At 64.3% G+C, this 20,430-nt stretch carries 28 protein-coding genes and 1 pseudogene; 2 read left to right on the top strand and 27 right to left on the bottom strand.

Annotation, left to right across the window (positions count from 1 at the left end; translation table 11 throughout):
• Nucleotides 1–176 precede the first annotated feature (176 nt).
• The 3 genes from F6X53_RS25195 to F6X53_RS25185 all read right to left on the bottom strand — a co-directional run bounded on the left by F6X53_RS25195 (nt 177) and on the right by F6X53_RS25185 (nt 1,063).
• A complete protein-coding gene (locus F6X53_RS25195; protein ID WP_210386410.1) occupies nt 177–425 on the bottom strand; it encodes a hypothetical protein in 249 nt (82 codons plus the stop codon).
• Nucleotides 426–490: 65 nt separating this feature from the next.
• The gene (locus F6X53_RS25190) at nt 491–754 is read right to left on the bottom strand and encodes a hypothetical protein (RefSeq protein WP_151003485.1); all 264 of its coding nucleotides are present in this window, start codon (nt 752–754) and stop codon (nt 491–493) included.
• Between the two features lie 54 nt (nt 755–808).
• The gene (locus F6X53_RS25185) at nt 809–1,063 is read right to left on the bottom strand and encodes a hypothetical protein (RefSeq protein WP_238297926.1); all 255 of its coding nucleotides are present in this window, start codon (nt 1,061–1,063) and stop codon (nt 809–811) included.
• Between the two features lie 185 nt (nt 1,064–1,248).
• On the opposite strand from F6X53_RS25185, the pseudogene F6X53_RS25180 reads away from it, so the two are divergent.
• A pseudogene (locus tag F6X53_RS25180) lies at nt 1,249–1,413 on the top strand (IS256 family transposase); the annotation flags it as partial.
• A 36-nt stretch (nt 1,414–1,449) separates the two neighbouring features.
• On the opposite strand, the gene F6X53_RS25175 reads toward F6X53_RS25180, so the two are convergent.
• The 17 genes from F6X53_RS25175 to F6X53_RS25100 form a co-directional block, all read right to left on the bottom strand.
• Nucleotides 1,450–1,689, bottom strand: a complete 240-nt coding sequence (locus F6X53_RS25175) for a DNA-binding protein (protein WP_151003481.1) — start codon at nt 1,687–1,689, stop codon at nt 1,450–1,452.
• A 271-nt stretch (nt 1,690–1,960) separates the two neighbouring features.
• Complete coding sequence (locus tag F6X53_RS25165) at nt 1,961–2,368, bottom strand: hypothetical protein (RefSeq protein ID WP_191970994.1); 408 nt, start codon at nt 2,366–2,368, stop codon at nt 1,961–1,963.
• 327 nt (nt 2,369–2,695) lie between these two features.
• Complete coding sequence (locus tag F6X53_RS25160) at nt 2,696–3,277, bottom strand: hypothetical protein (RefSeq protein ID WP_151003475.1); 582 nt, start codon at nt 3,275–3,277, stop codon at nt 2,696–2,698.
• Nucleotides 3,278–3,594: 317 nt separating this feature from the next.
• Entirely contained in the window at nt 3,595–3,861 is a 267-nt protein-coding gene (locus F6X53_RS25155) for a hypothetical protein (RefSeq protein WP_151003473.1), read from the bottom strand.
• Nucleotides 3,862–3,863: 2 nt separating this feature from the next.
• Entirely contained in the window at nt 3,864–4,202 is a 339-nt protein-coding gene (locus F6X53_RS25150; RefSeq protein WP_151003471.1) for a hypothetical protein, read from the bottom strand.
• Between the two features lie 52 nt (nt 4,203–4,254).
• Complete coding sequence (locus F6X53_RS32670; protein WP_191970993.1) at nt 4,255–4,410, bottom strand: hypothetical protein; 156 nt, start codon at nt 4,408–4,410, stop codon at nt 4,255–4,257.
• A 154-nt stretch (nt 4,411–4,564) separates the two neighbouring features.
• The gene (locus tag F6X53_RS25145; protein WP_151003469.1) at nt 4,565–4,825 is read right to left on the bottom strand and encodes a hypothetical protein; all 261 of its coding nucleotides are present in this window, start codon (nt 4,823–4,825) and stop codon (nt 4,565–4,567) included.
• The gene (locus F6X53_RS32665; RefSeq protein WP_191970992.1) at nt 4,822–4,995 is read right to left on the bottom strand and encodes a hypothetical protein; all 174 of its coding nucleotides are present in this window, start codon (nt 4,993–4,995) and stop codon (nt 4,822–4,824) included. Before F6X53_RS32665 ends, F6X53_RS25145 begins: the two co-directional genes overlap by 4 nt.
• Before the next feature lie 10 nt (nt 4,996–5,005).
• A complete protein-coding gene (locus F6X53_RS25140) occupies nt 5,006–5,224 on the bottom strand; it encodes a hypothetical protein (RefSeq protein ID WP_151003467.1) in 219 nt (72 codons plus the stop codon).
• Nucleotides 5,218–5,403: a hypothetical protein gene (locus tag F6X53_RS25135; RefSeq protein ID WP_151003465.1), complete on the bottom strand. Its 186-nt coding sequence runs from the start codon at nt 5,401–5,403 to the stop codon at nt 5,218–5,220. The genes F6X53_RS25140 and F6X53_RS25135 overlap by 7 nt, the downstream gene beginning before the upstream one ends.
• Nucleotides 5,404–5,449: 46 nt before the next feature.
• Nucleotides 5,450–6,292 (bottom strand): recombinase family protein, encoded by an 843-nt coding sequence (locus F6X53_RS25130; protein ID WP_151003463.1) that lies wholly within the window; start codon nt 6,290–6,292, stop codon nt 5,450–5,452.
• A gap of 439 nt (nt 6,293–6,731) precedes the next feature.
• Entirely contained in the window at nt 6,732–6,971 is a 240-nt protein-coding gene (locus F6X53_RS25125) for a hypothetical protein (RefSeq protein WP_238296776.1), read from the bottom strand.
• A 570-nt stretch (nt 6,972–7,541) separates the two neighbouring features.
• Nucleotides 7,542–8,243: a response regulator transcription factor gene (locus F6X53_RS25120; protein ID WP_151003459.1), complete on the bottom strand. Its 702-nt coding sequence runs from the start codon at nt 8,241–8,243 to the stop codon at nt 7,542–7,544.
• Nucleotides 8,244–8,495: 252 nt separating this feature from the next.
• Nucleotides 8,496–9,962 (bottom strand): Ig-like domain-containing protein, encoded by a 1,467-nt coding sequence (locus F6X53_RS25115; RefSeq protein WP_151003457.1) that lies wholly within the window; start codon nt 9,960–9,962, stop codon nt 8,496–8,498.
• Between the two features lie 128 nt (nt 9,963–10,090).
• Nucleotides 10,091–11,278 carry a YsnF/AvaK domain-containing protein gene (locus F6X53_RS25110; protein ID WP_151003455.1) on the bottom strand — a complete coding sequence of 396 codons (1,188 nt, stop codon included), beginning with the start codon at nt 11,276–11,278 and terminating at the stop codon, nt 10,091–10,093.
• Between the two features lie 193 nt (nt 11,279–11,471).
• Nucleotides 11,472–12,065 carry a phasin family protein gene (locus tag F6X53_RS25105; RefSeq protein ID WP_151003453.1) on the bottom strand — a complete coding sequence of 198 codons (594 nt, stop codon included), beginning with the start codon at nt 12,063–12,065 and terminating at the stop codon, nt 11,472–11,474.
• A 359-nt stretch (nt 12,066–12,424) separates the two neighbouring features.
• Nucleotides 12,425–13,333, bottom strand: coding sequence for a hypothetical protein (locus F6X53_RS25100; RefSeq protein ID WP_151003451.1), 909 nt, complete (start codon nt 13,331–13,333; stop codon nt 12,425–12,427).
• A 201-nt stretch (nt 13,334–13,534) separates the two neighbouring features.
• Between F6X53_RS25100 and F6X53_RS25095 the strand changes: the two genes are divergently transcribed.
• Complete coding sequence (locus tag F6X53_RS25095; protein WP_151003449.1) at nt 13,535–14,728, top strand: M14 family metallopeptidase; 1,194 nt, start codon at nt 13,535–13,537, stop codon at nt 14,726–14,728.
• Between the two features lie 44 nt (nt 14,729–14,772).
• Here the strand turns inward: F6X53_RS25095 and F6X53_RS25090 are convergent, their stop codons facing one another.
• The 7 genes from F6X53_RS25090 to F6X53_RS25060 form a co-directional block, all read right to left on the bottom strand.
• Nucleotides 14,773–14,958, bottom strand: a complete 186-nt coding sequence (locus tag F6X53_RS25090; protein WP_151003447.1) for a hypothetical protein — start codon at nt 14,956–14,958, stop codon at nt 14,773–14,775.
• 469 nt (nt 14,959–15,427) lie between these two features.
• Entirely contained in the window at nt 15,428–15,817 is a 390-nt protein-coding gene (locus F6X53_RS25085; RefSeq protein WP_151003445.1) for a hypothetical protein, read from the bottom strand.
• A gap of 2 nt (nt 15,818–15,819) precedes the next feature.
• Complete coding sequence (locus F6X53_RS25080; RefSeq protein ID WP_238296777.1) at nt 15,820–16,476, bottom strand: metallophosphoesterase family protein; 657 nt, start codon at nt 16,474–16,476, stop codon at nt 15,820–15,822.
• Between the two features lie 384 nt (nt 16,477–16,860).
• On the bottom strand, nt 16,861–17,283 hold the full coding sequence (locus F6X53_RS25075; RefSeq protein ID WP_151003441.1) for a Ros/MucR family transcriptional regulator: 423 nt from the start codon (nt 17,281–17,283) through the stop codon (nt 16,861–16,863).
• A gap of 17 nt (nt 17,284–17,300) precedes the next feature.
• A complete protein-coding gene (locus tag F6X53_RS32660; protein WP_191970991.1) occupies nt 17,301–18,644 on the bottom strand; it encodes an HNH endonuclease in 1,344 nt (447 codons plus the stop codon).
• Nucleotides 18,645–18,648: 4 nt separating this feature from the next.
• Nucleotides 18,649–20,148, bottom strand: a complete 1,500-nt coding sequence (locus tag F6X53_RS25065; RefSeq protein ID WP_151003439.1) for a replicative DNA helicase — start codon at nt 20,146–20,148, stop codon at nt 18,649–18,651.
• Entirely contained in the window at nt 20,145–20,414 is a 270-nt protein-coding gene (locus F6X53_RS25060) for a hypothetical protein (protein WP_151003437.1), read from the bottom strand. Before F6X53_RS25060 ends, F6X53_RS25065 begins: the two co-directional genes overlap by 4 nt.
• Between the last annotated feature and the right edge of the window lie 16 nt (nt 20,415–20,430).

Below are 20,430 nucleotides of genomic sequence, written 5' to 3'. Positions count from 1 at the left end.
TGCCTAGGCGTCCACCTAGGCCCTCACGGTTGCGCCCGGTGTCCGGTCAAATTGGGGGCCACTCCACGAGATTACCAAAGCTGCGAGCAGCCAGGGATGTCCGTACGCGACGGCGAAATAGATCAGTCCGAAGAAGGCCGCCGTGATCGCGATCATGATTGAGCCAGCGACGGGGTTCATCGCTTCTCCGGCCGCCCTCGCAGAAGGACCTTCCGCAGTGCGGCCTTCTTCAAGCCCTCGCTCGCGTCTGGATCGCGCATGGTCTTTGCCAGGAACCCGTTCTGCCGCAGCAGCGTGCCGACGGTCAGCTCGTAGGAGCCGACAGGAATACGGGTTGTCGAGGGTGTGGCGAGCCACGCGTTGACGGCGGACTGAACCTCTTCCTCCGTCAGTGCTCCCTGTTGGAGCAGCGTCTCGATCGTCACAGGTGTCGTCATGGCCGCTCAAGCTAGGTCACAGCCTCGGCCTGACCAGGGCAGCCGGACGACGCTCACCGCTTCTCCGGCCGCGCCAGCAGGATCGCGGTCCGCACCGCGGCGCGCTTCGCATCCACCGTCACATCACCCCGGCGCTGGACGTAGCGGGCAAACGAGTTGGCTTGCACAGCTGCGGCCACGTCCACTTCGAACCCTTCAGCTCCCGGAAGGCGGAAGGTCTGCAACCCGGTCATGTACGCGTCGATTGCAGCCTCTAGGTCGCGATAGGTGACGGTGTTGGCACTGTAAAGCTCGCCAAGGGTCGGTGATTCGTCCATGACCGCAAGGTACGAACCAGAACGTTGGCCAGCAACGCGCCCAGCGGTCGCGGCTCACCACCGGAAATCCCAGATCGGAATGCCGACGCCGGCGCCCGGCACGTTCCGGTAGTAGGTCATCAGTCCGAAGTTGATCCGGTCAGCCAGGACGGTCTCAACCTTCCGGCCGCCGAGCACGAACGCCCCGCAGAAATCGACCCGGACCGTGCCGATCGTCGGATGCACCCCGAAAAGCTCTGGGGCCGTCCAGCCGTGCTCAACGAGAGCAGCGCCGTGCCGGTCGAGCGCGTCGAGGGCGGCTTCGTGCATCGGAGGCCAAGCCGATGCGGAGATCCCTGGGCAGGGTGGCACACTCGGCTTGAGGCGCGAGAACGCGTCGCGCCAGGCCTGAACATCGGATGGAGTGGGTCGCGGGGCGAGTGAGGCTGACATCGATCCGAGGCGCTGGAGGGAGCGCCGGGATAGGCGGGTGCGTGGCGAGCCGCTAGACTCGTTTCCCCAACACCGACTCGATCCAGCGCCTGATCGGCGCGGTGCTGCTGGAGGCAAGCGACGAGTGGCAGCTCCAGCACCGCTACATGCAAGTGGAAGGCATGGCCGGGTACGCCCCGGCGTTGAGCGAGGAGAGCATCGCGACACTTCCACCTCAGGTCGCCTGACCGGTGGCCGCTCCAATTCCAACTCGAAAGTCCACCTCATTGACGGTCACGACCCTTCCGCGCCGCATCTTCTCGCTCTGCAAGCCAATTGGCGATTGTCGTTCTGCGCGCGCAGATCACGCCGCCGACACGGAAGGTCGGCAATGCACCCTTTCGGATTTGATGATGCGCTTGTTGAAGGCGAATGCCGAGATGTGTGGCGATGGCTGGAACCCCGTAGAGAAGGTCGGCTGGGGCGACTTCCGGCGAGGTCGTCACAGGTTTCTCGGTGAGCATCAGTTTGGCCCCTTTTTCTTGTCGCGAGCCTTGTCGCGCCGAAGCGCCGCGGCGTCACGCTATGCCAATGAAAACAGTGATTTACGGAAAGCATAGAAAAGTGCCGCATAGCGAAAGGGCCGCCCTACCAGGCGACCCTAAGTCATTACAGCCTTTGAGTTATTGCTATGTTTTTGGCTCAAATCCCACATCGTAGGGCGTCAGGTACGGGTTGCGCCGGCCCGGGTAGCCCGAGCTCGGCGGGTAGACCCGGTTCTCGGCACCCCAGACGTCAGGCGTCGTCCTCGTCGTCGGGCGGATCAGCGTCGAGGTCCGCTCGTAGAGCCGCGCCGCATTTCTGGATGCGGTTGGCCACGGTTTTGAGGACGTCATCGATCTCGGCCTGCAAGCGGTCGCGTTCGTCGAGATCCCGGCTGAAGCGGGCCGGTACGTTGTTGACCTCCAGCGCGATGGCACCGGCGACCTGATCCATGGCGAAGATCGCGTCGACGAGCGGCACGAGCTCGCGCTCCTCGCGGGCGAGCTTCAGCTCCTCGCGACGGGCCTTGATCTCCTTCAGCCGATCGGCCCCGGTGACGCTGCCCTTGGTCAGGCGTTTGATTTCGCTTTGGACCCGGTACTCGAGGAAGGCCTGGACCGACTCCGGCAGCACCCACTCGCCGTGCGACTGGCGGCGCAAAACCCCAGCGCCGGCAAGCTGTTGGATGCGGCGCTCCGAGACGCCCAGGACCTCGGCGAGGTCGGCTGTCGAGACCTCCATCCGCCGCCTCCAAAACGAAACCGAAACGCAGAAATCAAAATTCGAAATACGCGCGAGATCCGGGGTCTATTGCCCGCAGAGGGGGAGGGTCCTGGGAAGGACCCGCCGGGTTCCATTTGTTGCTCAAATGTCACGATCCGGAGGGCGCCAACCTTCGGCTCCGCTAGCCCTGCTGGCCCCGTGCGGCGGCAGGCACTGCGCCCGTGCCCCTCCAAGCCCAGCCCGTACGCACCCCCGCGATCCCCATCAGCCCAGGATGCGCCCGAGTTCATGTTCGAGACGGGCGGGCAGGTCTGACGCGGCGGTGTTGTTGAAGGCCGCGGCGGTCGCACCCTTCACCATCTCCTCAGGGATGAACACGCCCGACTTCACCTTCTGGAAGCGATCCATCCCGCTCTTGGTCGTGCTGCCTGTGCGCTCGAGGACGTGGCCGTTCCAGTTCGCCTTGACCACGCGGTGAGGCCACCAGCCTGCCTTCATGAAGGTGTGTGGGTAGATGGCGCGTGCGTTGCGTGGTGCCGCGCTCACGCCCTTGGCCGTCTCCCGCGCGCCGAAGTACTTCAGGCTGATGTCGCCGCCCGCCGAGCGGATCGTGTAGGTCAGGCCAACGGTCCCAGCCTTGGTGATCCGCAGCGCCTTCACGATCGTGCGGCGCTTCAGACCCGTCTGCGCTGTCAGCGCCCGGGTCATCTGGGTCTTGGCCTTGTCGCCGGTGTGGTTGAGGGCGCGGGCGAGAGCGAGCGGCGCCTTGGCACCGGCCGCTCCGATCTGATTGCCGAGACGCGCGATGCTCGCGGCGTCCAAGGTCACGAAGAGACCGCCGCTCATCGCCGTGTAATCCTGCGCGCGAGAGCTCGGGCCAGTGCATCCGCGTCCTCGCGGAGCGTTCGCTGGACCGCCGCTGCGGCGGGCCGAATGCCCGAGACGTCGCCCTGCACCGCGGCGCGGACCGCGCCGGCGATCACGTTACGCCGGTCGGCGCACCTGCAGGTCACCGGCCTGCGCCGGGGCGGGCCGTGTCGATGATCACCGTCTCGCCGGTGCGCGGATCGAGAATGTGCAGGAGCGACATAGGGGTCAACGGTTTCCGGGGAACGGGTCTCGCGCGAGAGCGCGGATGAATCGGTAGAGCCAGGGTCGGAGCATCAGGCGACCGTCACGATCGGGCGGAGGCGCGGCGCCTGGTGCTGCATCGGTGGCAGACTCATCGACACCTTCCGCCGCTGGCAGGTCAGCTTGTGATACTGGCCCGCCTCCAGGCTGAGGTAGATCGCGAGCTGCTGGCTCCGCTTCAGGCACTCGGTCTCGATCTGGACGGGCTCCAGGAGGAGGTCGAGCGCGTTCTCGCGGGAGCAGTCCGGCGCGAGGACGGTCGAGGCGCAGACGAGCGCAACGGCGAGGAAGCCGGTCATGGTCAGGCTCTCCGGTCGCCAGTGACGGGCGCGCAACGCGCGCGGAAATTCCAGGGGCCGGCAGGCAGGCCGAAGACGGCGGGCCCGAGCTCGGCGGCGTCCTCCGCCACCCAGGTCGCGCGGCCGTCGCACGCGTAGCGGCCCTCCCAGAGCGGGGTGGGTACGCTGATCGGCAGGCAGACCTCGCCGCGGCAGGCCTGCAGCTCGATCCGGTAGCCGATGGTCGCCGCCTCGTCGGCGCGCGCCGTCCGGACGCCGAGATGCCCGCCTGCGAAGGCGACGAGCAACGCGAGCGGGACGAGCGGCATCGGCCCGCGCGGAGGTGGCAGAGTCGCGGCCATCGGCATCACCGTGAAGGGGAGGGGGACCTCTCCCGATCGGGAGAGGTGTCGGTCAGCGGCGCGAGCCGCGATGCGGGGGCTGGAGCGAGCGGCCGTAGCTGAAGCCAGCGTCGTAGCTCGCGCGGCAGATGTGCGGTGCGAGCGCGACGGCGGCCGGACGGCGGCGCTCGGCGCGCCAGCGGCCGAGTGCGAAGGAGATGCTGCACATGATCAGTGGACCGGTCGCCAGGTTGGCCGGCGGCGAGCCTCGGGTTCGGGCTCGCGCGGCAGGATGACAGTGATGGGCGGACGCTTCGAGCCGGGTGGGGCCGGCGGAGCAGGCGGCGCGGCGAGCGCAACGATGGTCGAGATGACCGTGAGCATCAGGCGGCTCTCGCCGAGGTCGGCCGGCCGGGACCGGGATCGCCGCGCAGCGGCGCTCGGCCGTAGAGACCTGCCGCTCGAGCAGAGAGCTCGCGGCGCAGGCTGCGGAGCCTGTGTAGCTCCGCGATCGGTCCGCCGACGGCAGAGCCGGCGACAACTGGGTTGCTGAGAGGCGCGCGAGCCGCGGCGATGCGGCGGTCGCAGTCGACGATCTCGCGCAGGATGCCCGGCAGCCGGGCGAGCTGGGCTTCGGTCATCATAGGCGAAACCTCTGCAGCATGGCCCGGCGCAGCTCGTGCGCCTCGACGGCGGCGATCGCCGCGAGCGCTTCGTCGGAAGGAGCTGCCTCGGCCAGAGCCTCGGCCTCTTCCATCGACAGCACGGGCTCGGGCTCCGACAATCCGTCGGCGAGGCGATCAGCAGGTGTCATGCGGAAGTCCTCAGGCGACCGGCTCAGGCTCGTCGCCGGGCAGCGGGTGTTCTTCGACGTGGGCGGTGCCACCGAGCGTCAGCGTCACGGTGCGGTAGGAGCCCGCCGGAGGCGGGAAGACCGCGACGGCGGCGAGAGCCTCGACCCACTGCTCCGCGGAAGGGCCAGGGCGACGGGTACGCAGCGCGATGCCGGCCAGCGTGCGATTCAGGACGAGGACGTTCAGCACGTCACCCTCACCAGCGATGCCACGTTGGCCGCGACGAAATCCCAAGCCGCGAAGTCGGACCGGAAGGGCTTGGCCTCGTCCTGGTCTGCCACCCAGGCGATGCGCTCGCCGTCGGCCGCCAGGTACAAGGGCGCCGTGTCCGGGCTCGACCCGAGCTCGATCCTCCACACGTGGTGCATGCTGCGACTCTGAAATGGAAAAACCCCGCCGGAGCGGGGCGCGGGTTCAGACGATGGCGTCGTGGGTGCCGGGCCGGAGCACGTGCTGCTCGGCGCCGCCGAAGCGGAACAGGTACTCGACGTGGCCCTGGTACTTCGGGTTGTCAGCGATGTAGTGGACGGCGCCTGCGCGCCAGAGGCCGCCGGCCGGCGACGGGATGCCAGAGGCGTTCAGGCCGTCGGCGATCCGTTGCAGGGTGAGGCCTGCAGCGCGCTCGGCGAAGATCCGGCGCACCACCTCGGCCTGCTCCGGCACGACGACGAGCTTCCGATCCTGGTCGTGGGTGTAGCCGTAGGGTGCTCGGCCGCCGGCGAACCCGCCCTTGATCGCCTTCTCCTTCCGACCGCCCATCGTGCGCTCGGTGATGGTGATGCGCTCCTGAGCCGCCATGCCGGCTAGAATGGCGAAGATCATCTCGCCCATGGCTGTGCTGGTATCGATCGGCTCGCTCACGCTCCGCAGGACAATGCCGAAGCGGTCACGCAGGTCGTGGACCGTGGTGACGGCGTGGAGCAGGTGGCGGGCGAGGCGGTCGAATTTGTAGACGAGAAGCACCGTGAAGGCCTCGCCTTCAGCCAGCTCCAATACGCGGCCGAAGCCGGGTCTCTCCGCAGGTCGCGTAGCGCCTGAGACACCCTCTTCTCGCACCAGGTCGACGAGCTCATAGCCCTGGCTCACGGCAAAGGCGCGGATGGCGCGGTCCTGGGCATCGACGCCGTAGCCGTCCTCGGCCTGTCCCTCGGTAGAGACGCGGACGTAGCCGACGGCCTTGATCCTGGTCGTGGCGCTGGCCGACCCGGCCTTAGTCGAGCGCCCCTTCAGCCGCTTAATGCGAGTGGATCCGATCATCTCTTCCCCGTCCGGCTTCTGGGCAGATTTCGGAAAGCCGCCGATGTCGGATTTCCGAGAGCGGGCAGGGGGCCGAGAGTTCGGAAATCCTGGGCATTTCCGCCTATGGAAGGGATGGATCGGCGGTGCTGCGGCGACTGGCCGTCCGAATTCTCTAGATGGGAGGCCGAGGCGAACCCGTCGGGCTGCCCCGGCCTTGATCCCAGCGGGTCTGATGCTCCGCCGTCCGGACCGCCAAGGAACGAGTTCGCCCCCGTTCGGATGAGGGCTCCGGTGCCTCAGCGGCCCGGATCTAATTGCGCGGTCCCAACTGAGTAGTCCGAGACGCTTGCCCGACTCGGCAGTCGGCGTTGGGCTGGTGCGCTGCTCCAGCCTCCTGGGGGGCCTGGGCAGCCGGCGGGCCGGGCTTCGCGCGATGATTGGTCCGGCCCGTCGTATATCAGGCTCGTGCCGCAGCCTTTCGGGCCCGGGCCACGACCTCGAACTGGTAGCGTCCAGACTGGCGCCGGCCGGTGCCGAGGGACAGCGCCGGAGGCACGCCGATCAGCGGCCGGAGCTGGCGCACGAGCGCGGCGACACGCTTGCAGTGCTCATCCTTGGCTTCGAGATAGTCGGCGGTGCCATGGAAGCGGCGCCGGCAGAACGCCGCGGCTTCTTCCTCGATCGCGGTGGCGATCACGTGAGCGCTCATCGGGTGCCGATCATGTCAGATAAGCCATACCGCGTCTGCCGCCTCAACGCCTAAGCTGTTGGGCGGGTTCGCGGGCGGGGAGGGGGCCGGAAACGCTGAGCGTCCGGCGTCGAAGGGTGGTGCGGGTCGGGGCTCAGCTGGAACGGGCGGGCACGCGCATTCGCGCGCCGTCGCCTCCGGGCGTAGGGCGTCCTGGCTTACCGACGATACTGCGAGGCCTTGTTCTCCGCGCGATCCGCGCGCCGCACCAGCTCGTGCGTCGATCAGGAAGGCACCTGAAACGACGACGGCCCCGGAGCAGGTGCGCCGGGGCCGAGACATCTTTGGGTGATGAGATATGCGTCAAGCCGATCTCCCGGTCAACCATTTGTGGAGTCCCGGAGCCTGATACATTCTCCCCGAGTCCCCTACGGATGGCGAGCCGGCTTTCAGCCAGGGGCCGCGATGGACTGCATCTCCCGCGGGAGCGGACCTTCACGGATTGGGCGTTATCGAAACAGGCGCTTCACTTTGCCGCTCTGAGCGCCCTTTTCGTGATGGCCAGAGATCCCCAGCGAGTTAGATGCGGTGATCGCGTGCCCAGATCGCCGCCTGCGTCCGGTTCCGCGCCGGGACCTTGCGCATTATGCTTTTGATGTGGACCTTCACCGTGCACTCGGACATGGAGAGCCTCTGGGCGATCATCTTGTTCGTGCTCCCATCCTCGAGGCATCGCAGTATGTCTAGTTCGCGCCTCGACAGAGCATGGTTCGAAACCCTGTTCGTTTCCGGCAGCATGTCCAAAGCGCTCTGATTACCAATGCTCGACTGCTGACCAGTATTTGTGCTGGTATGCTGCTGCGTCTCTTCAAATAATTTGGAAAGAAGGGCGGGCGAATGGACCTTCGCGCCTGACATCACGAGATCGAGAGCACTGATTAGCGTCTCTCGGGCGGTGTCATAGGCGAGAATGCCATTGGCTGCGGAGCAGAGATCTCCGGGTAGGATTGCGGGAACACCGGGCTGTCCGAAGATGACAAGCTTCGCCTCCGGATAAGCCACATGCTGTGCGCGAGTCATCTCGACACTCTGGACGTCTTCGAGTGCCGAGAGGATAAGCAAGGGAGCGAGCCGAGCGCGCCTTGTCTCATCGACCTCGTTCGACGCGATGACCGGCTCCACGATTCGAAAATGCGTCTCGTCGAGGAACGAAACCAATCCCTGTCGTGCGAGCGAACTCGCCGTCACCAAGACTGTCGGAACATCGACGTCATACGCCATGATCGTGCCTCTTGAGCGAACCGAAGTTGCTTATCTCGCAAGTGCGAGATTGGGGCCAATCACATTGTTTCAGCCCTGTTTTGTGCGGCATGGTACCGGGAGAGCCACTGCTGGGGAGTGGGTTGGTAGGGCGCGCTCATCATTTTCCGCGCATGATTGAGCCGCCGCGAACTGGCCAAGGATCGGCAGCGCTGGTCCTGCTCACCTGAGTGTCAGGCCAGATCCACCTGCCACGTGTGATGGAAGGAGTGATCAGACGATCAGGACATCGTGTCCCGCGTTTAGGAGGACCTGAGCAAGGGTTGTGTGCTGCAGCGTCAGAACATCGCCGTGGCCGGCGTCAAGGATCAGATCCCCACCGATCTGGTCGACATGAGCGCTGCCATGGAGAATATCTTTCGCGCTCGGGATCAGCGCGTGATCCAACACCAGCTTGTCCACCTTTGGGTCAAAGTCCGTGATTGTGTTCCGACCCGCATGTGCGTTGAACACAAACCTGTCCGCTCCGATCCTCCCGGTCAGGATGTCGTCAGGCCCGCCGACCAAAATGTCGGCAGCGTTGGTCCCCGTCAGGGTCGCCCCACCCGCGCTTCCGTCAAAGACTTTCGTCGTGCCGTTCGCCGTCGTCGTCACACTCAGGTGCTCGGCCACCATATGGCTGTGCCCGTCGCTGATGTCGAAGGTAAAGGTGTCGTTCACATAACCGCTGGCTGGCAGAGCATTGCCGTCCGATGTGTAGGCGTAGCTGCCGTCCGCTTTCAACATCAGCGTCCCGTGCGCGCCTTTGACCGTGCCTGGAGTCGTGACCGAGAGCTTGTCACCATCCGGATCTGTGTCGTTGGCCAGAACCTTTCCCGATACCGTCCTGCCCTTGGCCACATTGGCCACGTCGTCCGCCGAAACCGGAGGGCCATTTGCCGGTGCCACGGGCGTCGCAAGGAACGAATGGGTCGCGAAGGCGCCATCCCTGTAATACCCGACGACCTGCCCGTCGGCGCTGACCCCTGTGACAGTGATCTCCGAACTCCCGGGGATGTCGATTGACGAAAAAGAACCACCGGTCTCAAGGAAGCCGTGCCGGCCAGTCGTATCCGAATAAGTGCCGTAAACCACCCCCTCCTCGTTGACGCCCCCAAGGGAGGGCGGTCTTCCTCCAGGAGGGTGGAGCTCTTCTACAGTGACGCTGCCATTGGCGTAGACGAACGCCTGCTGCCGAGTCGTTGCGCCGCCAGGACTCGCAAAATTGGTCCCGAAGACATGCCCCGCATCATCGATGGCTGTCGCTGACGTATATCTCGATTCCGGTGCGTCGAGGGTTGTAAAGGTGTCGTTCGTGTCGAGAAAACCGTGCTGGCCCTTACTGTCGATATAAGTTCCGACGATGTGACCGGTGGCGTTAATACCAGCCACAGATGTGTATGAGGCGCCGGGAGCATCGATGGCCGTGGAGATACCGCTGCTATAGACAAAACCATGGGCCTCACCGCCGCTGTCGGTGAAGTTGCCGACGATCTCACCGGAGGAACTTATGCCGCGAATCGAGGTGGCGGATGCATTTGGGTAGGTGAATGTTGAGAAATTTCCGCTGGCGTCAATAAAACTATGCGACCCATAATTATCTATGTAGTAGCCGAAAACCGTGCCCGAGAGGGAGACGCCCTGTGCATAGGTGTATGTGGCACCAGGATATACAATTTCCGAGAAGGTATAGCTTCCCATGGCTGGCGCTTCCTTGGTGCTGATTTGCGCGCTTAGTCAGTCGGATTTCATACAGGAATGGAAGACTGCAGCTGGTCCTTTGACCGCGGCCAGTGCTTTGACCGCGGCCGTCGATATGTCGTCAGTTCTTACTTGCGGCCGTAAGCGAGCGCAGCTCGCTTATTGCTGGAGCGCTCGCCCACGTTTGAGATTTCGACTTCGTCGCGCCGGATCGTGTCCCGCACGGTCTCAACACGCTTGGTGCGTTCTCGACGCACCACAACTTCTTCCCTCACCTTGACCCCCTTGGCCACGAGCGGCACTTCAGAGGTCTCAACCATCTCGATCGTGAGTTCCGTCAACGTCTCCCCGCTTGCCTTGTCGGTGATGGGCCTGCGCCGCTCCACCACAACCTTCTCGTCAAACAGGGTCACCTGCTGCTCGGTCGGGACCTCCACGACATAGCGGCGGACCGTGGTCGTGCCGCTGTTCACCGTGTGCTTGCCCACGATCAGCGTCTCCTCCGCCAGCGGGATGACTTCCTCTTCCTGGGTAGAAACCTGTCTCCTTGAAGACGAGGCGTCGCCGGACCGCGTTGATGAACGGCTCGACGGCACTCCCCACATTCCAAACATCGCGTCAAAGAAGAGCGAGCCTGTGCTGGAGGAGGTGGTCGCGACACGTTGAACGGTTTCTGCAGCACTCTGGGTGATTTTGTGGGAACTCTCGGCGGCGATTTCAGCCGCTCGTGCCACCTGCTCCGCCGTCTTCCGAGCAGCTTCTTCGGTCTCCCGCTCGCGATCTGCCGCTTCTTTCTGCTCGGCCAAGAGCCTTTCGGCCTGCTCACGCTCCTGCCTTTGCTCCGCCCGACGCTGCTCAGCCTCGACGCGCTTTGCTTCCTCGACCTCGGCTTTTCTGTCCTCAATCTTCGCGACAACAGCCTGCGCCTCTTCGTCACTCAGGCCCTGTACGACCGCCGGGAGCAACTCTTTGCGCTCATCTCGCACACTTTGCTGGAAAACCTTCCGTAACTCGGCAACCTTTGGAGCAAACTCCTCGCTCCCCTTTGGCGTCTGCTCAAGCTCAGACAGCAGTTTGCGGGTCTGTTTGTTGTCACTCAGGGCAGCGGTAACAAGATCTTTGGTTTCTTTGTGCCTTCGCAAAACCGGAAATAGGTGCTCCTCTTCCAACTTGGCCAGAATTTCCAGTTCGGACTTGAGGTCTCCTAGAATTCGCTCACGCGTCTTCACCGCGTTGTTGGAGGTGTCAGCCAGGACTGTGAAAAGTTCATTCGCCTTCGCCGGGCTAGCCAGTATCAATTGCCTGATCGTGGTCATGCGTGCCTCGCGGCATTTGAGGAAATTCTATGGCGAGAAAGTAGAAGTAAGGATAGTCGGCGACAGCTGAAGTTGGCGGTGGTGTCGCCGCAGTTTTCGCTCGAATGCGCAAAGGGAGACAGGGCGGACGTGAAGACCGCTCATCGCTTGTTTCCGAGTCCGGACTATCTCACCCAGGCACGGCTATCTGGCTTCAGCGGGGTAGGCCTGGGCTCTGCTGCGCCACTTGGGAAAAAGTCTTGCTCGCCTCATCGACCGCTCGGACTGCTGTCTCGGCGATGGTGCGGCTGTCCTGAATCACGTGCTGCAGGCTCTCTCGGACGAGATCGCTCTGGATAGCGGTGAACTCCTGGACCGACTTGGCGTGGGTTAGCTTGTTAAGGCCGTCTAGATTGCGCTGCCACTGCTTCCGGCTCAAGTCAAACCAGTGACGCGAGGATTCCTGAAAGGCTTGCGTCAAAACTGTACCGCAACGTGTAACCGCTTCGAGGTTCTGCTTAGACTGACGAGCCAAGCGCTCGCTGTCCTCTCCAGAAAAGCCGAGCGTGCGCGTAAATCGATCCGCGACGTCACGTGCTTGCTGCGAAGCTGTCTCAAGACCCTTCTGCACAATCCGTTTGGTGTTCTCCGCCGCCTGATCACGCAGATCAACCATTTTGCTGACGTTGTCGCCCGCAACGTCAACGAGGCGGGAGCCCTGTTCGGCGGTTTTGTCGGCATTATGCATAGCAGCGTCTAAGATTTTTTCGTCATTCTTGCTATGACTGGTGTTCTGGTTAAGGCTCATTTTTATATTCTCCCGTAATTACTCTTTTGGCCAAGCGCCAAGGCGGGATATAATAAACCTAAAGAGCTTAAACGGCAAAATAACTTGCTTTGCCTCCCGTGGCGCACCTAAGTAGGTGAGTGGAATGCTACGGACTAATATTAGGGCTTTGCAACCCAGGTTGGTTTTTTAATTGCATATGTCCGAAATTATACCCAGCCGGCAACTCGCTGAGTGCGTTGCACAATGCTGTCGCTTGGTGCGCGACCGTACAGGCGGATTTCACTTTGTGTGGTCGGCTCAACGTCCGCAATGGGTACAGGCAGGCCTTGCGAGTAGGCTGAGCCGCGCACAGCGAGCAAACCTTCGTTCGGAATTAATCAGGCAACGAGGGGATAGGTCGCCGGATCAATGTGCCGAACCGCAGATGCCGGCCGAGGACGCGGGCGCTGCGCGGGATGACGGGCTGGCGGTAGATCGGTGTCATTAGCCGGAATCAGGCGCTGCAGAGCCGCAGGCGGTGTAGGCTGAGAGATCCATGGTGTGGCGGGCGCGATCGGCGCCCTCACCTCGACGCTGCTGAGACCGGAGAGACGTTCGGTCAGATGGGCGAGGGCGGCGTGCCAAACCGCGTATCTGGCTCGGTCCTCAGCGACGTCGTCAGCATTGCGGGTCCAGTGGAGCTTACAGAACAGCCCGGTGTCGCGGGCGTCGCCCTTCGAGACGGCGACCTTGTCCGAAGTGATGAACAGCGGCTTACCGTGGAGGTCGGTGCCACAGAGAGTGGAGACCGTGCGCCAGACCGTGACCTTGCCGTTCGCGGAGAGAGCCGGCTCGCACATCACATGCTCGCCAAGATCCGGCCGGCCACCCTTCTTCGCGTAGGTGATGAGCCAGGCGATGACGTCGCGCCGGACGAGGCGGGAGATGCGCTCGACCTCGCACTGCGGCCCGAGGCCATGGCCGATCTGATACGGCGCAAGGTCCAGGGCCTCGGCGTCGAGGTTGCGGATCTCGGCCTCGATCACCTCGGCGTCCGGGTGGCACTCGCCGAGGGCGAGCGGCATGCCGGGCTCGCGCGACCAGTTATCGACGCGGGTAAAGAGGCCGTTGCCCCACATCGGGTGCACGCTCGGGAGCGAGGGCGCCTGGGTGATGGACGGGTCGAGCCGGCGCTTCGGCAACTCGTCGCGGATGGCCCAGCGCAGGACCTCCTCGATCGGGAAGACGCGACGCTTCGTGGTCTCGGTGCGGGTGGTGGACGCGGAGTGGCGTGCCGACGCGGTCACGGTGGTGCCCCTGTGCATGTTCCCGATGCGTTCACCGGGATATGCCCTCCGATGTCCGGGGCGTTTGGCACCAGTGTCAAGGATTATTCTCGCCGTACAGCGAAACTCAATTGGCGACATCAGTGTGCGCGCTCTGCGGAGCTTGCCGAACGACCCTGCAAGATCGCAAGCTCCTGAGTTTCACAGGTAAGGACTTGCGTCATGTCGAATGGGCCAGAGAAACGCCTCGATCGCCGCGACTTCTTGATCGCTTCAATTACAGTGGCTGGCGCATCAGCTGCCCTCGCCGTTGCTGGTGGTCCCGCGAATGCTCAAGGTGCAGCGACAACTCCTGCTGGGCCGGCATCAGGAACGGTCTATACCGGTGATACAATCAAGGGGAAAAGGGTCGTCAGCGCGCTGAACGTCAACGATCTGGAGCCCGGGCGGAAGCACCTTCTGTATTTTCAGGGCGTCGAGATGCCCACCGGACAGCACTGGTATGTGTCCGTTACGGTCGCCAAGGGAGCAAGGTCGGGCAAGCGCGGCATCCTGACCAGTGGCGTGCATGGCGACGAGATGAGTTCCGTGCATACGGTCCAGACCGTGATGAACCAGCTCAACCCGGCGCAGATGTCGGGCACGGTGATGGCGGTCACGGACGTATCCCGCCCGGCTCTGGAAAGCATGCAGCGCAGATGGCCCAACCAGGGCCGAGGCATCGATCTGATCGATATGAATCGAGAGTGGCCCGGGAACGAGAACGGCGCCACCGCACCCAGCCGACACGCCGGGCTTCTGTTCAATCGGCTGCTACGGCCGAACGCCGACTTCGCGATCGACTTCCATACCGGGACAACCGGGTTCGATGTCACCGCCTTCAATATCGCGGGCATGGATGTGCCCGAGATCAGGGCGATGGCGGAGCTCTACCCCGTCGGCCAGATCTTCGACAATCATGTCTATCCCGGTGTCCTGCATAATGCGTTTGTCGACGTGGGCATCCCTGCCTTCACGCCTGAGATTGGCGCTGCGCGCGTCCTGAACCTCGAGATGATCTCCCTGTTCGTGGAAGGCACCATGAATGTCCTCAAGCATCACGGCATCCTGGCCGGGCCACTGGGGCGCACAGGGAAAGACGTGGGTGTCTTCATCGGCAACAGTGCGCTTCCGATCCTTGCAACCCAGGGAGGGCTCGTCGAGCATCTGGTCAAGCTCAATGACAAGGTCGAAGCCGGGCAGAAAGTGGCCATCCAGCGCAACACTTTCGGCGAAGTGGTTGCGGAATATACAAGCAGCGTGGCCGGGGAGGTTACGGGCCAGCGTAGCGACGCGATGTCCGAGCCCGGTAACCCTCTGGCGTTCATCCTCTTCCACAAGGCGACGCCGGACGGCGGTGAGACTTATACCGAGTGATGTCACATTTGATCCCCTAGGCGGTCGCTGACGGGGCCCTTCCGTCAGGCAGTCCGACGCTGTGCCGCGGCTTCGATGGCTTCGTTGATCCCCTTCGCGATCAGCTCGGCGGCCCACTTGCGCCAGCGATCAGCGGTCGAGCGGGACCAGCCCCGCTTCTTGCAGTAGCCTCGCCAGGTGTCGTTGCCGGCCTCGCACCAAGCGCAAATGGCGGTCGGAAGGAAGCGCATCGCAATCCTCAGGACGCAAATGTGAAGCCTAACAGTAAGCTTCGCTGTTCCGAACCAATGTTTCCTCGATCTGGTCGCTGCAATGTCCTATAGTCCTAAAGGTGTATTAAGTGAAAATACTACGTAGGATTAACATTTGAGCGTTACGCGGTGAGCCTGAATGGGGGTAATGCACGGAAAGCAGGATGCAAGAAAACTCTGCGGGGGAAATGCAGTGTCGCCAAAAGCCTCGACTTTTTCAGTGATTTCCAGTAAATCTACGCTCGAATTCCCTGCGGTCTCAAGCAGATTCACAGATATCGGCTTGCTCGGTCTTAGCGTTCTAGGGTGGTCGGCTGTGATTGCATGGGAGGCAGCACAAATAGGCGATCATATCTTCTGGTAGAACCGCTGGCGGTTGGCAGAAGACGCTTGATACTCGTGCACCGGGAATCGCTCTGGAGGCGTGACAGAACACCTTCCAGCCGGACTACGTTGCCCGTTGCTGCGCCGCTGCTATGATCGCCTCGTTTATGCCGTTGGCGATCAGCTCGGCGGCCCACTTGCGCCAGCGATCAGCGGTCGAGCGAGACCAGCCCCGCTTCTTGCAGTAGCCCCGCCAGGTGTCGTTGCCGGCCTCGCACCATGCCCACATCAGGAGGAAGGTGCGAGCCTGCCCGCGCATCTGGTGTGAGACCGGCAGGTACTGATCTGGCCAATTCAATGCGCTGCCGACGGTGGTGTGGTTGCCCTCGAACTTGACGAGACGATCAGCCCTCCACGCGATCACGGTCCAGCGCTCAACGAGACGTGCGTCGAAGGTTGGCGTTCTACCGCTGGGGCTAACCGGCGGGTCGGGTCCTTCGATGCGGTTCGGCAAGGCTACTCGACCTGGAGAAACTGGATGGCCGGCCCGCGCTCATCCGTGAATACACCGGCAGTCAGCGCGCCGCCATAGACGCAGGCAGTGTCGAGGTTCGTGCGGTACGGGTGGACCTCAGGCTCGCCAGCGTGCAAGGGCGTATGGCCGTGAATCACATATTTCCCGAAGTCGTGCTGCTCGGACAGGAATGGCTCCCGGATCCAGAGCCGAGTGTGTTCGTCTGGGTCGGGCGTAGCCATACCGGGCCGGAAACCGGCGTGCACATAGAAGCGCTGCCCATCCTCATGGAAGGTCGGCAGGTCTTTGACCCAGCGGACGACGTCACTGGGTAGATCCTCAGGGCTGGCGATGCCGAAGGAGCGGAGTGCCGCGCTGCCGCCGTTCATCAGCCAGTTGTACCTGAGCCCTGGCACATAGTGGGCGTGGAGCATCAGGTCCTCGTGGTTACCCATGAGGCAGACCACGTTCCCTGGCTCGCGCTCCTGCACCTTCCGAACGAGCGCGATGACCCCTGCGCTATCGGGCCCGCGATCGATGTAGTCGCCCAGGAACACGAGCTTCCGCGCGCGGCCGGCGCGGTGCTCCTCGATCTTATCGAGCAGCACGCGCAGATGATTGAGGCAGCCGTGGATGTCACCAATGGCGTAGGTCAGCACTAGCGGTTCAACTTTCTCAGCGTGAGAGCCCCATCGCAGCCACGGCGGAACCGAGTCGGGTGCGCTCCCTTGTCCCGATCACAAGTCAACTGATCAGGAGCTTGTCGTGAGCAGTGTCGACCCGAAAACACCGCAGGAGGTGATCGCCGAGGCTCCTTCTGGTGCTCGGCCATATCCTTCGGGCAGCGTAGCGAAACGTCCGCAGGGCCCGAACTCGCCGGGCGAGTCAGAGCCGGGGGACATGGGCGCGTTCGACAACCAGGAATACGAGGAGCCTCAGCACGAGAGCACCCAGGGCAACGACGAAAGTGGATACCGCGGAGGCTAGCGCGGCGGCGGCGTTGCCGAGCGGCTGGACGGGGGTAAGAGCCTGTTCCATCGCTCTCACTCCGCGGCCTGGTGCAGGTTGCCCAGCGTGCCGAGACCGAGGCTCTTCGCCAGTGCGGACCGCTGCGCCGAGTAGTTCGGGCACGTCATCGGATAGTCCGCGGGCAGGCCGAAGCGCGCCCGGTAGCCCTCCGGCGTCAGCCCGTGCTTCGTCAGGTGCCGCTTCAGCGTCTTGTAGGGCTTGCCGTCGAGGAAGCTGATCAGCGCGTCGGGCGTGATCGATTTGCGGATCTGCGAGGCCGTGGCAGGCTCCACGGCGGCCTCGGAGGCCCCGGCAGGCGCCTGGGGCTGTGTCAGGCCCACAAAGGCCCCGTAGACGCCCTGGATGAGCTTCGGAAGCTCGCCGGCTGGCACAGGGTTGTTGGCGACGTACGAGCAGACGATCTCGACGGTGTGTTCGATGGTCTCGGCGTGGTCCATGGTGAGTTCTCCTAGGGTTAGCTGGCGTAGGCGTACTGGCGCTCGGCGCGTTGCAGGTCAGTGTTGCGTTCGAGCTCAACCGCGAGCCGCGCCTCCTCGATGATGTCCTCGGGCGTTGTGCAGTCGGGGTGGCCCGGCCGGGTCATGTTCGACCAGCCATCCGACCAACGTCCACGAAAATGCTCGCAGGCCAGGATGAACAGGCCGCGCCGGATCTTCTCCGGGTCCGGAGCGCGGATCGCGGCCGGCAGCTCGCCGCGAGCCCCGGGCCGGGCTCGAGGCGTGCCGGCGATCCGCTCCTTCGCGGCGGTGCGAATCCAGCGCTCGAAGTCGTCCCAGTTCATCGCCCGCTTCCGGGATTTCGCCAGGAACGCGGCGATTCCCGCCTCGACGTCGGGCTGGGTGATGCCAGGCTCCCGGAGGAGCGCCCGGATCGGGGTCACGTCGGCGACCACGGAAACGGGCTGGTCTCCCGGCACGAGGTTCCGAGCCCAGATCTCGATGTCGTCCGGAACCCGATCCCTCGGCTCGCGCGCCGCGATGCGCAGCGTTTCCTTGTCTGGTCTATTACCTGTCCCTGTCCCTTTCAGCAGGCGCGCGGCAGGCATTTCTCCTCTTTTAGCAGGCGTTTCAGCAGGCGCTCGCAACGACATTTCCTTATCGAAGGACTCTCGCCAATTTGGGAAGGCCTTGCTTCGATGGTCGGTGCGATCCGGTCCCTTCGAAGAGTTGCAGGACGGGCAGAGCGGCTGAAGGTTCTCGATCGCGTCGGAGCCGCCCTGGTAAATCGGCGTGATGTGATCCTTCACCACCTTGTCGGACGCAGAGCAACGCACGCAGGCATTGTCGAAGAGCGCGAGCAGGACCTGCCACTCCTCATTCGTGTGCTTGCCACGCTCCCGCGCCTCAGCCAGGCGCTGCGATCGCGTTTGCGCAGCCGTTGGCTCGCGCTCGCCCCACTTGGCTTCAGCTGCTGCTTTCGCACGCTCTGTCCGAGCGGCACTACGCTCGGTGTACTCGCTCTTCTTCTCCCAGGCCTCGATAGCCTTCTCGGCGATCACAGGGTGGTACCAGCGGCCGTCGGAGCACTTCACCCAGCCGTATAACGCACCCTCGGCAACCTTCTCCCATTCCGCGACGACGCGCCCGTAGCCCGCGAACTTCGAGAGTTGCCGCGGGTCGTCCGGCAGCGAGCCGGCCGGCACCTGATGCCAGGAGGCGCACCAGAGCAGGATCGCCGCCCGGAACTCCTCGCCGGATATGCTGTCCACGATCGCGGAAACGCGCAGGCGCGACACGTCGAGCGGCATGAAGGCGAAGTCGCGGAGATCGACCTGCGGGGGAACGAGCGGCTCGGACATGCGGCTAGGCCCCGAACTGAAGGTTGCGGATGGCGTTGAGGCCGGGATCGATCCACGCGCGAACCACTTGGTTCGAGCGGCCGGCCCGATTCTTGTCGATGATGAATTCGAGCTCGTGCCGGCAGGCGCGGTGCTCATCGAGCGCGGCGGGCTCGCCGTTGCGGAAGGCGGCCGAGCGCTCGAGGTAGTAGGCCGGCCGGTAAAGGAAGATCACCGCGTCCGAATCCTCCTCGAATGCGCCGGCGCCGCGGAGGTCCGCGAGGCTCGGCCGCTTGTCGTCTCGGCCTTCCGTGCCGCGGTTGAGCTGGGCGAGCAGCAGCACACAGGTGTCGAGGTGCTTGGCGAGCGCGAGCGCCCCGTCGGCGACTTCCTTGAAGCCCTCGTCCTCGCGCTTGAAGGCGCGCGACGGCCTCACGATGTGCGCGTGATCGATGACGATGACGCCGAGCGGGATGCCCCGGCGGGCGTAGGCGTTCGCGAGCCGGTCGGAGGCTGCTGCGATGTCGCCGATGGTCCGGCCGCCGCCGTCCTCGATCGTGAGCGGATAGTTCCGCACGTCATGCAGCGCGCCGGCGACGGCGTTCGCGTCGTCCGAGGTGGCGCCGCGCCGCTTCATGATGCGCGAGAACGGGATCTCGCGGCCAAGGTCGAGCAGGCGGCTCGCCGCGAGGCGGGCCACGACCTGCTCGGATGGCATCTCGAGCGAGTGATAGATCGCGGCGGCGCCGTCGCGGGCGACGTGCCGGCTCACCTCGACACCCCAGACCGACTTGCCCATCGAGGTCCGGGCGCCGCCGGTGATGAGCGAGGAGGGCGCGAGTCCGCCCCCCAACTCCTCGTCGAGCGCGACAATGCCGGAGCGCGGCAGCTCGCGTGCCTCACCCTTCAGGCTGGCCTCGATCCGCGCCATGAGCGCGTCGCCGGCTTGCGCCAGCGAGGCCGAGCGCACCTTCCGGTCGACGAAGGAGGCGCGCACCTGGTCGACGCGAGCGTAGAGGTGCTCGAGGAAGGAGCCGGGCACGAACCCGGTACCGTCCGACGCCTTGGCTGCGGCCTCGCCGATGGCGCGGATCTGCCAGAGCTGCTGGACCGTCCGCGCGTACTCTTCAGCCGCCGCCGGGACCGCGCCCTCTACCGCCATCTTGGTGAGGTAGGCCATGACGGTCTTGCCGCCGAGGTCCTGCTCCGTGATCCGCGAGCCGAGGGCGCGCTTCACCTTCAGCAGGTCCGGTGTACCGCCGGCCGCCGAGACGTTGCCGATCGCCTCCCACATGACCTGATGCACAGGCTCAAAGAACTGCTCGGCCGCGATCAGGTGTTGAACCGTCGAAAAAACGTGCGGTTGGGTCAGGATGCAGCCGATCAGACCGGCTTCCGTGTCGACGTCCGCGATCGGCTGGGCCGTCGGCGCGGCGGCGGGCGGGCGGGCACGCACGGGCTCGCGATAGTCGTCGAACGGGACGATGTTGTCGTCGAGGTCCGGATAGTCGAGGGACTCGGTCATGCCGCGACCCCTGCACTGTGCTTCTCGATCGCGCGGGCGAGCAGGTCGCGGACGTACTCGTCGCTCGTGAGCTTCGAGAGCTCGGCGAGCAGTCCGAGCGTCGCCCCGCCCTCAGCCAGGGCGATGTCGCAGTCGAACCACTTCATCTGATCGTCGGCCTTGGTGCGGGTGTAGAAGTCCCACCAGCGCTTCGCGGCTTCGGCCACGACCGCCTGCTGGCGCTCCAGCGGCACGGGGGAGGTCGGACGCCTGAGGTCGTAGGGCATCGATCTACTCCGCAGC

Source organism: Methylobacterium soli, from assembly GCF_008806385.1.
Lineage (GTDB): Bacteria > Pseudomonadota > Alphaproteobacteria > Rhizobiales > Beijerinckiaceae > Methylobacterium > Methylobacterium soli.
The sequence above is the reverse complement of the archived record's forward strand: the minus strand, read 5'-3'. Positions and strand labels throughout refer to the sequence as shown.

Excerpts from the sequence above, each read along its gene's own strand:
- F6X53_RS25190 (WP_151003485.1), bottom strand. The coding sequence starts at position 754 with ATGGACGAATCACCGACCCTTGGCGAGCTTTACAGTGCCAACACCGTC.
- F6X53_RS25185 (WP_238297926.1), bottom strand. The coding sequence starts at position 1,063 with ATGCACGAAGCCGCCCTCGACGCGCTCGACCGGCACGGCGCTGCTCTC.
- F6X53_RS25175 (WP_151003481.1), bottom strand. The coding sequence starts at position 1,689 with ATGCTCACCGAGAAACCTGTGACGACCTCGCCGGAAGTCGCCCCAGCC.
- F6X53_RS25160 (WP_151003475.1), bottom strand. The coding sequence starts at position 3,277 with ATGAGCGGCGGTCTCTTCGTGACCTTGGACGCCGCGAGCATCGCGCGT.
- F6X53_RS25155 (WP_151003473.1), bottom strand. The coding sequence starts at position 3,861 with ATGACCGGCTTCCTCGCCGTTGCGCTCGTCTGCGCCTCGACCGTCCTC.
- F6X53_RS25150 (WP_151003471.1), bottom strand. The coding sequence starts at position 4,202 with ATGGCCGCGACTCTGCCACCTCCGCGCGGGCCGATGCCGCTCGTCCCG.
- F6X53_RS32670 (WP_191970993.1), bottom strand. The coding sequence starts at position 4,410 with ATGTGCAGCATCTCCTTCGCACTCGGCCGCTGGCGCGCCGAGCGCCGC.
- F6X53_RS25145 (WP_151003469.1), bottom strand. The coding sequence starts at position 4,825 with ATGATGACCGAAGCCCAGCTCGCCCGGCTGCCGGGCATCCTGCGCGAG.
- F6X53_RS32665 (WP_191970992.1), bottom strand. The coding sequence starts at position 4,995 with ATGACACCTGCTGATCGCCTCGCCGACGGATTGTCGGAGCCCGAGCCC.
- F6X53_RS25135 (WP_151003465.1), bottom strand. The coding sequence starts at position 5,403 with ATGCACCACGTGTGGAGGATCGAGCTCGGGTCGAGCCCGGACACGGCG.
- F6X53_RS25130 (WP_151003463.1), bottom strand. The coding sequence starts at position 6,292 with ATGATCGGATCCACTCGCATTAAGCGGCTGAAGGGGCGCTCGACTAAG.
- F6X53_RS25120 (WP_151003459.1), bottom strand. The coding sequence starts at position 8,243 with ATGGCGTATGACGTCGATGTTCCGACAGTCTTGGTGACGGCGAGTTCG.
- F6X53_RS25115 (WP_151003457.1), bottom strand. The coding sequence starts at position 9,962 with ATGGGAAGCTATACCTTCTCGGAAATTGTATATCCTGGTGCCACATAC.
- F6X53_RS25110 (WP_151003455.1), bottom strand. The coding sequence starts at position 11,278 with ATGACCACGATCAGGCAATTGATACTGGCTAGCCCGGCGAAGGCGAAT.
- F6X53_RS25105 (WP_151003453.1), bottom strand. The coding sequence starts at position 12,065 with ATGAGCCTTAACCAGAACACCAGTCATAGCAAGAATGACGAAAAAATC.
- F6X53_RS25095 (WP_151003449.1), top strand. The coding sequence starts at position 13,535 with ATGTCGAATGGGCCAGAGAAACGCCTCGATCGCCGCGACTTCTTGATC.
- F6X53_RS25090 (WP_151003447.1), bottom strand. The coding sequence starts at position 14,958 with ATGCGCTTCCTTCCGACCGCCATTTGCGCTTGGTGCGAGGCCGGCAAC.
- F6X53_RS25075 (WP_151003441.1), bottom strand. The coding sequence starts at position 17,283 with ATGGACCACGCCGAGACCATCGAACACACCGTCGAGATCGTCTGCTCG.
- F6X53_RS32660 (WP_191970991.1), bottom strand. The coding sequence starts at position 18,644 with ATGTCCGAGCCGCTCGTTCCCCCGCAGGTCGATCTCCGCGACTTCGCC.
- F6X53_RS25065 (WP_151003439.1), bottom strand. The coding sequence starts at position 20,148 with ATGACCGAGTCCCTCGACTATCCGGACCTCGACGACAACATCGTCCCG.
- F6X53_RS25060 (WP_151003437.1), bottom strand. The coding sequence starts at position 20,414 with ATGCCCTACGACCTCAGGCGTCCGACCTCCCCCGTGCCGCTGGAGCGC.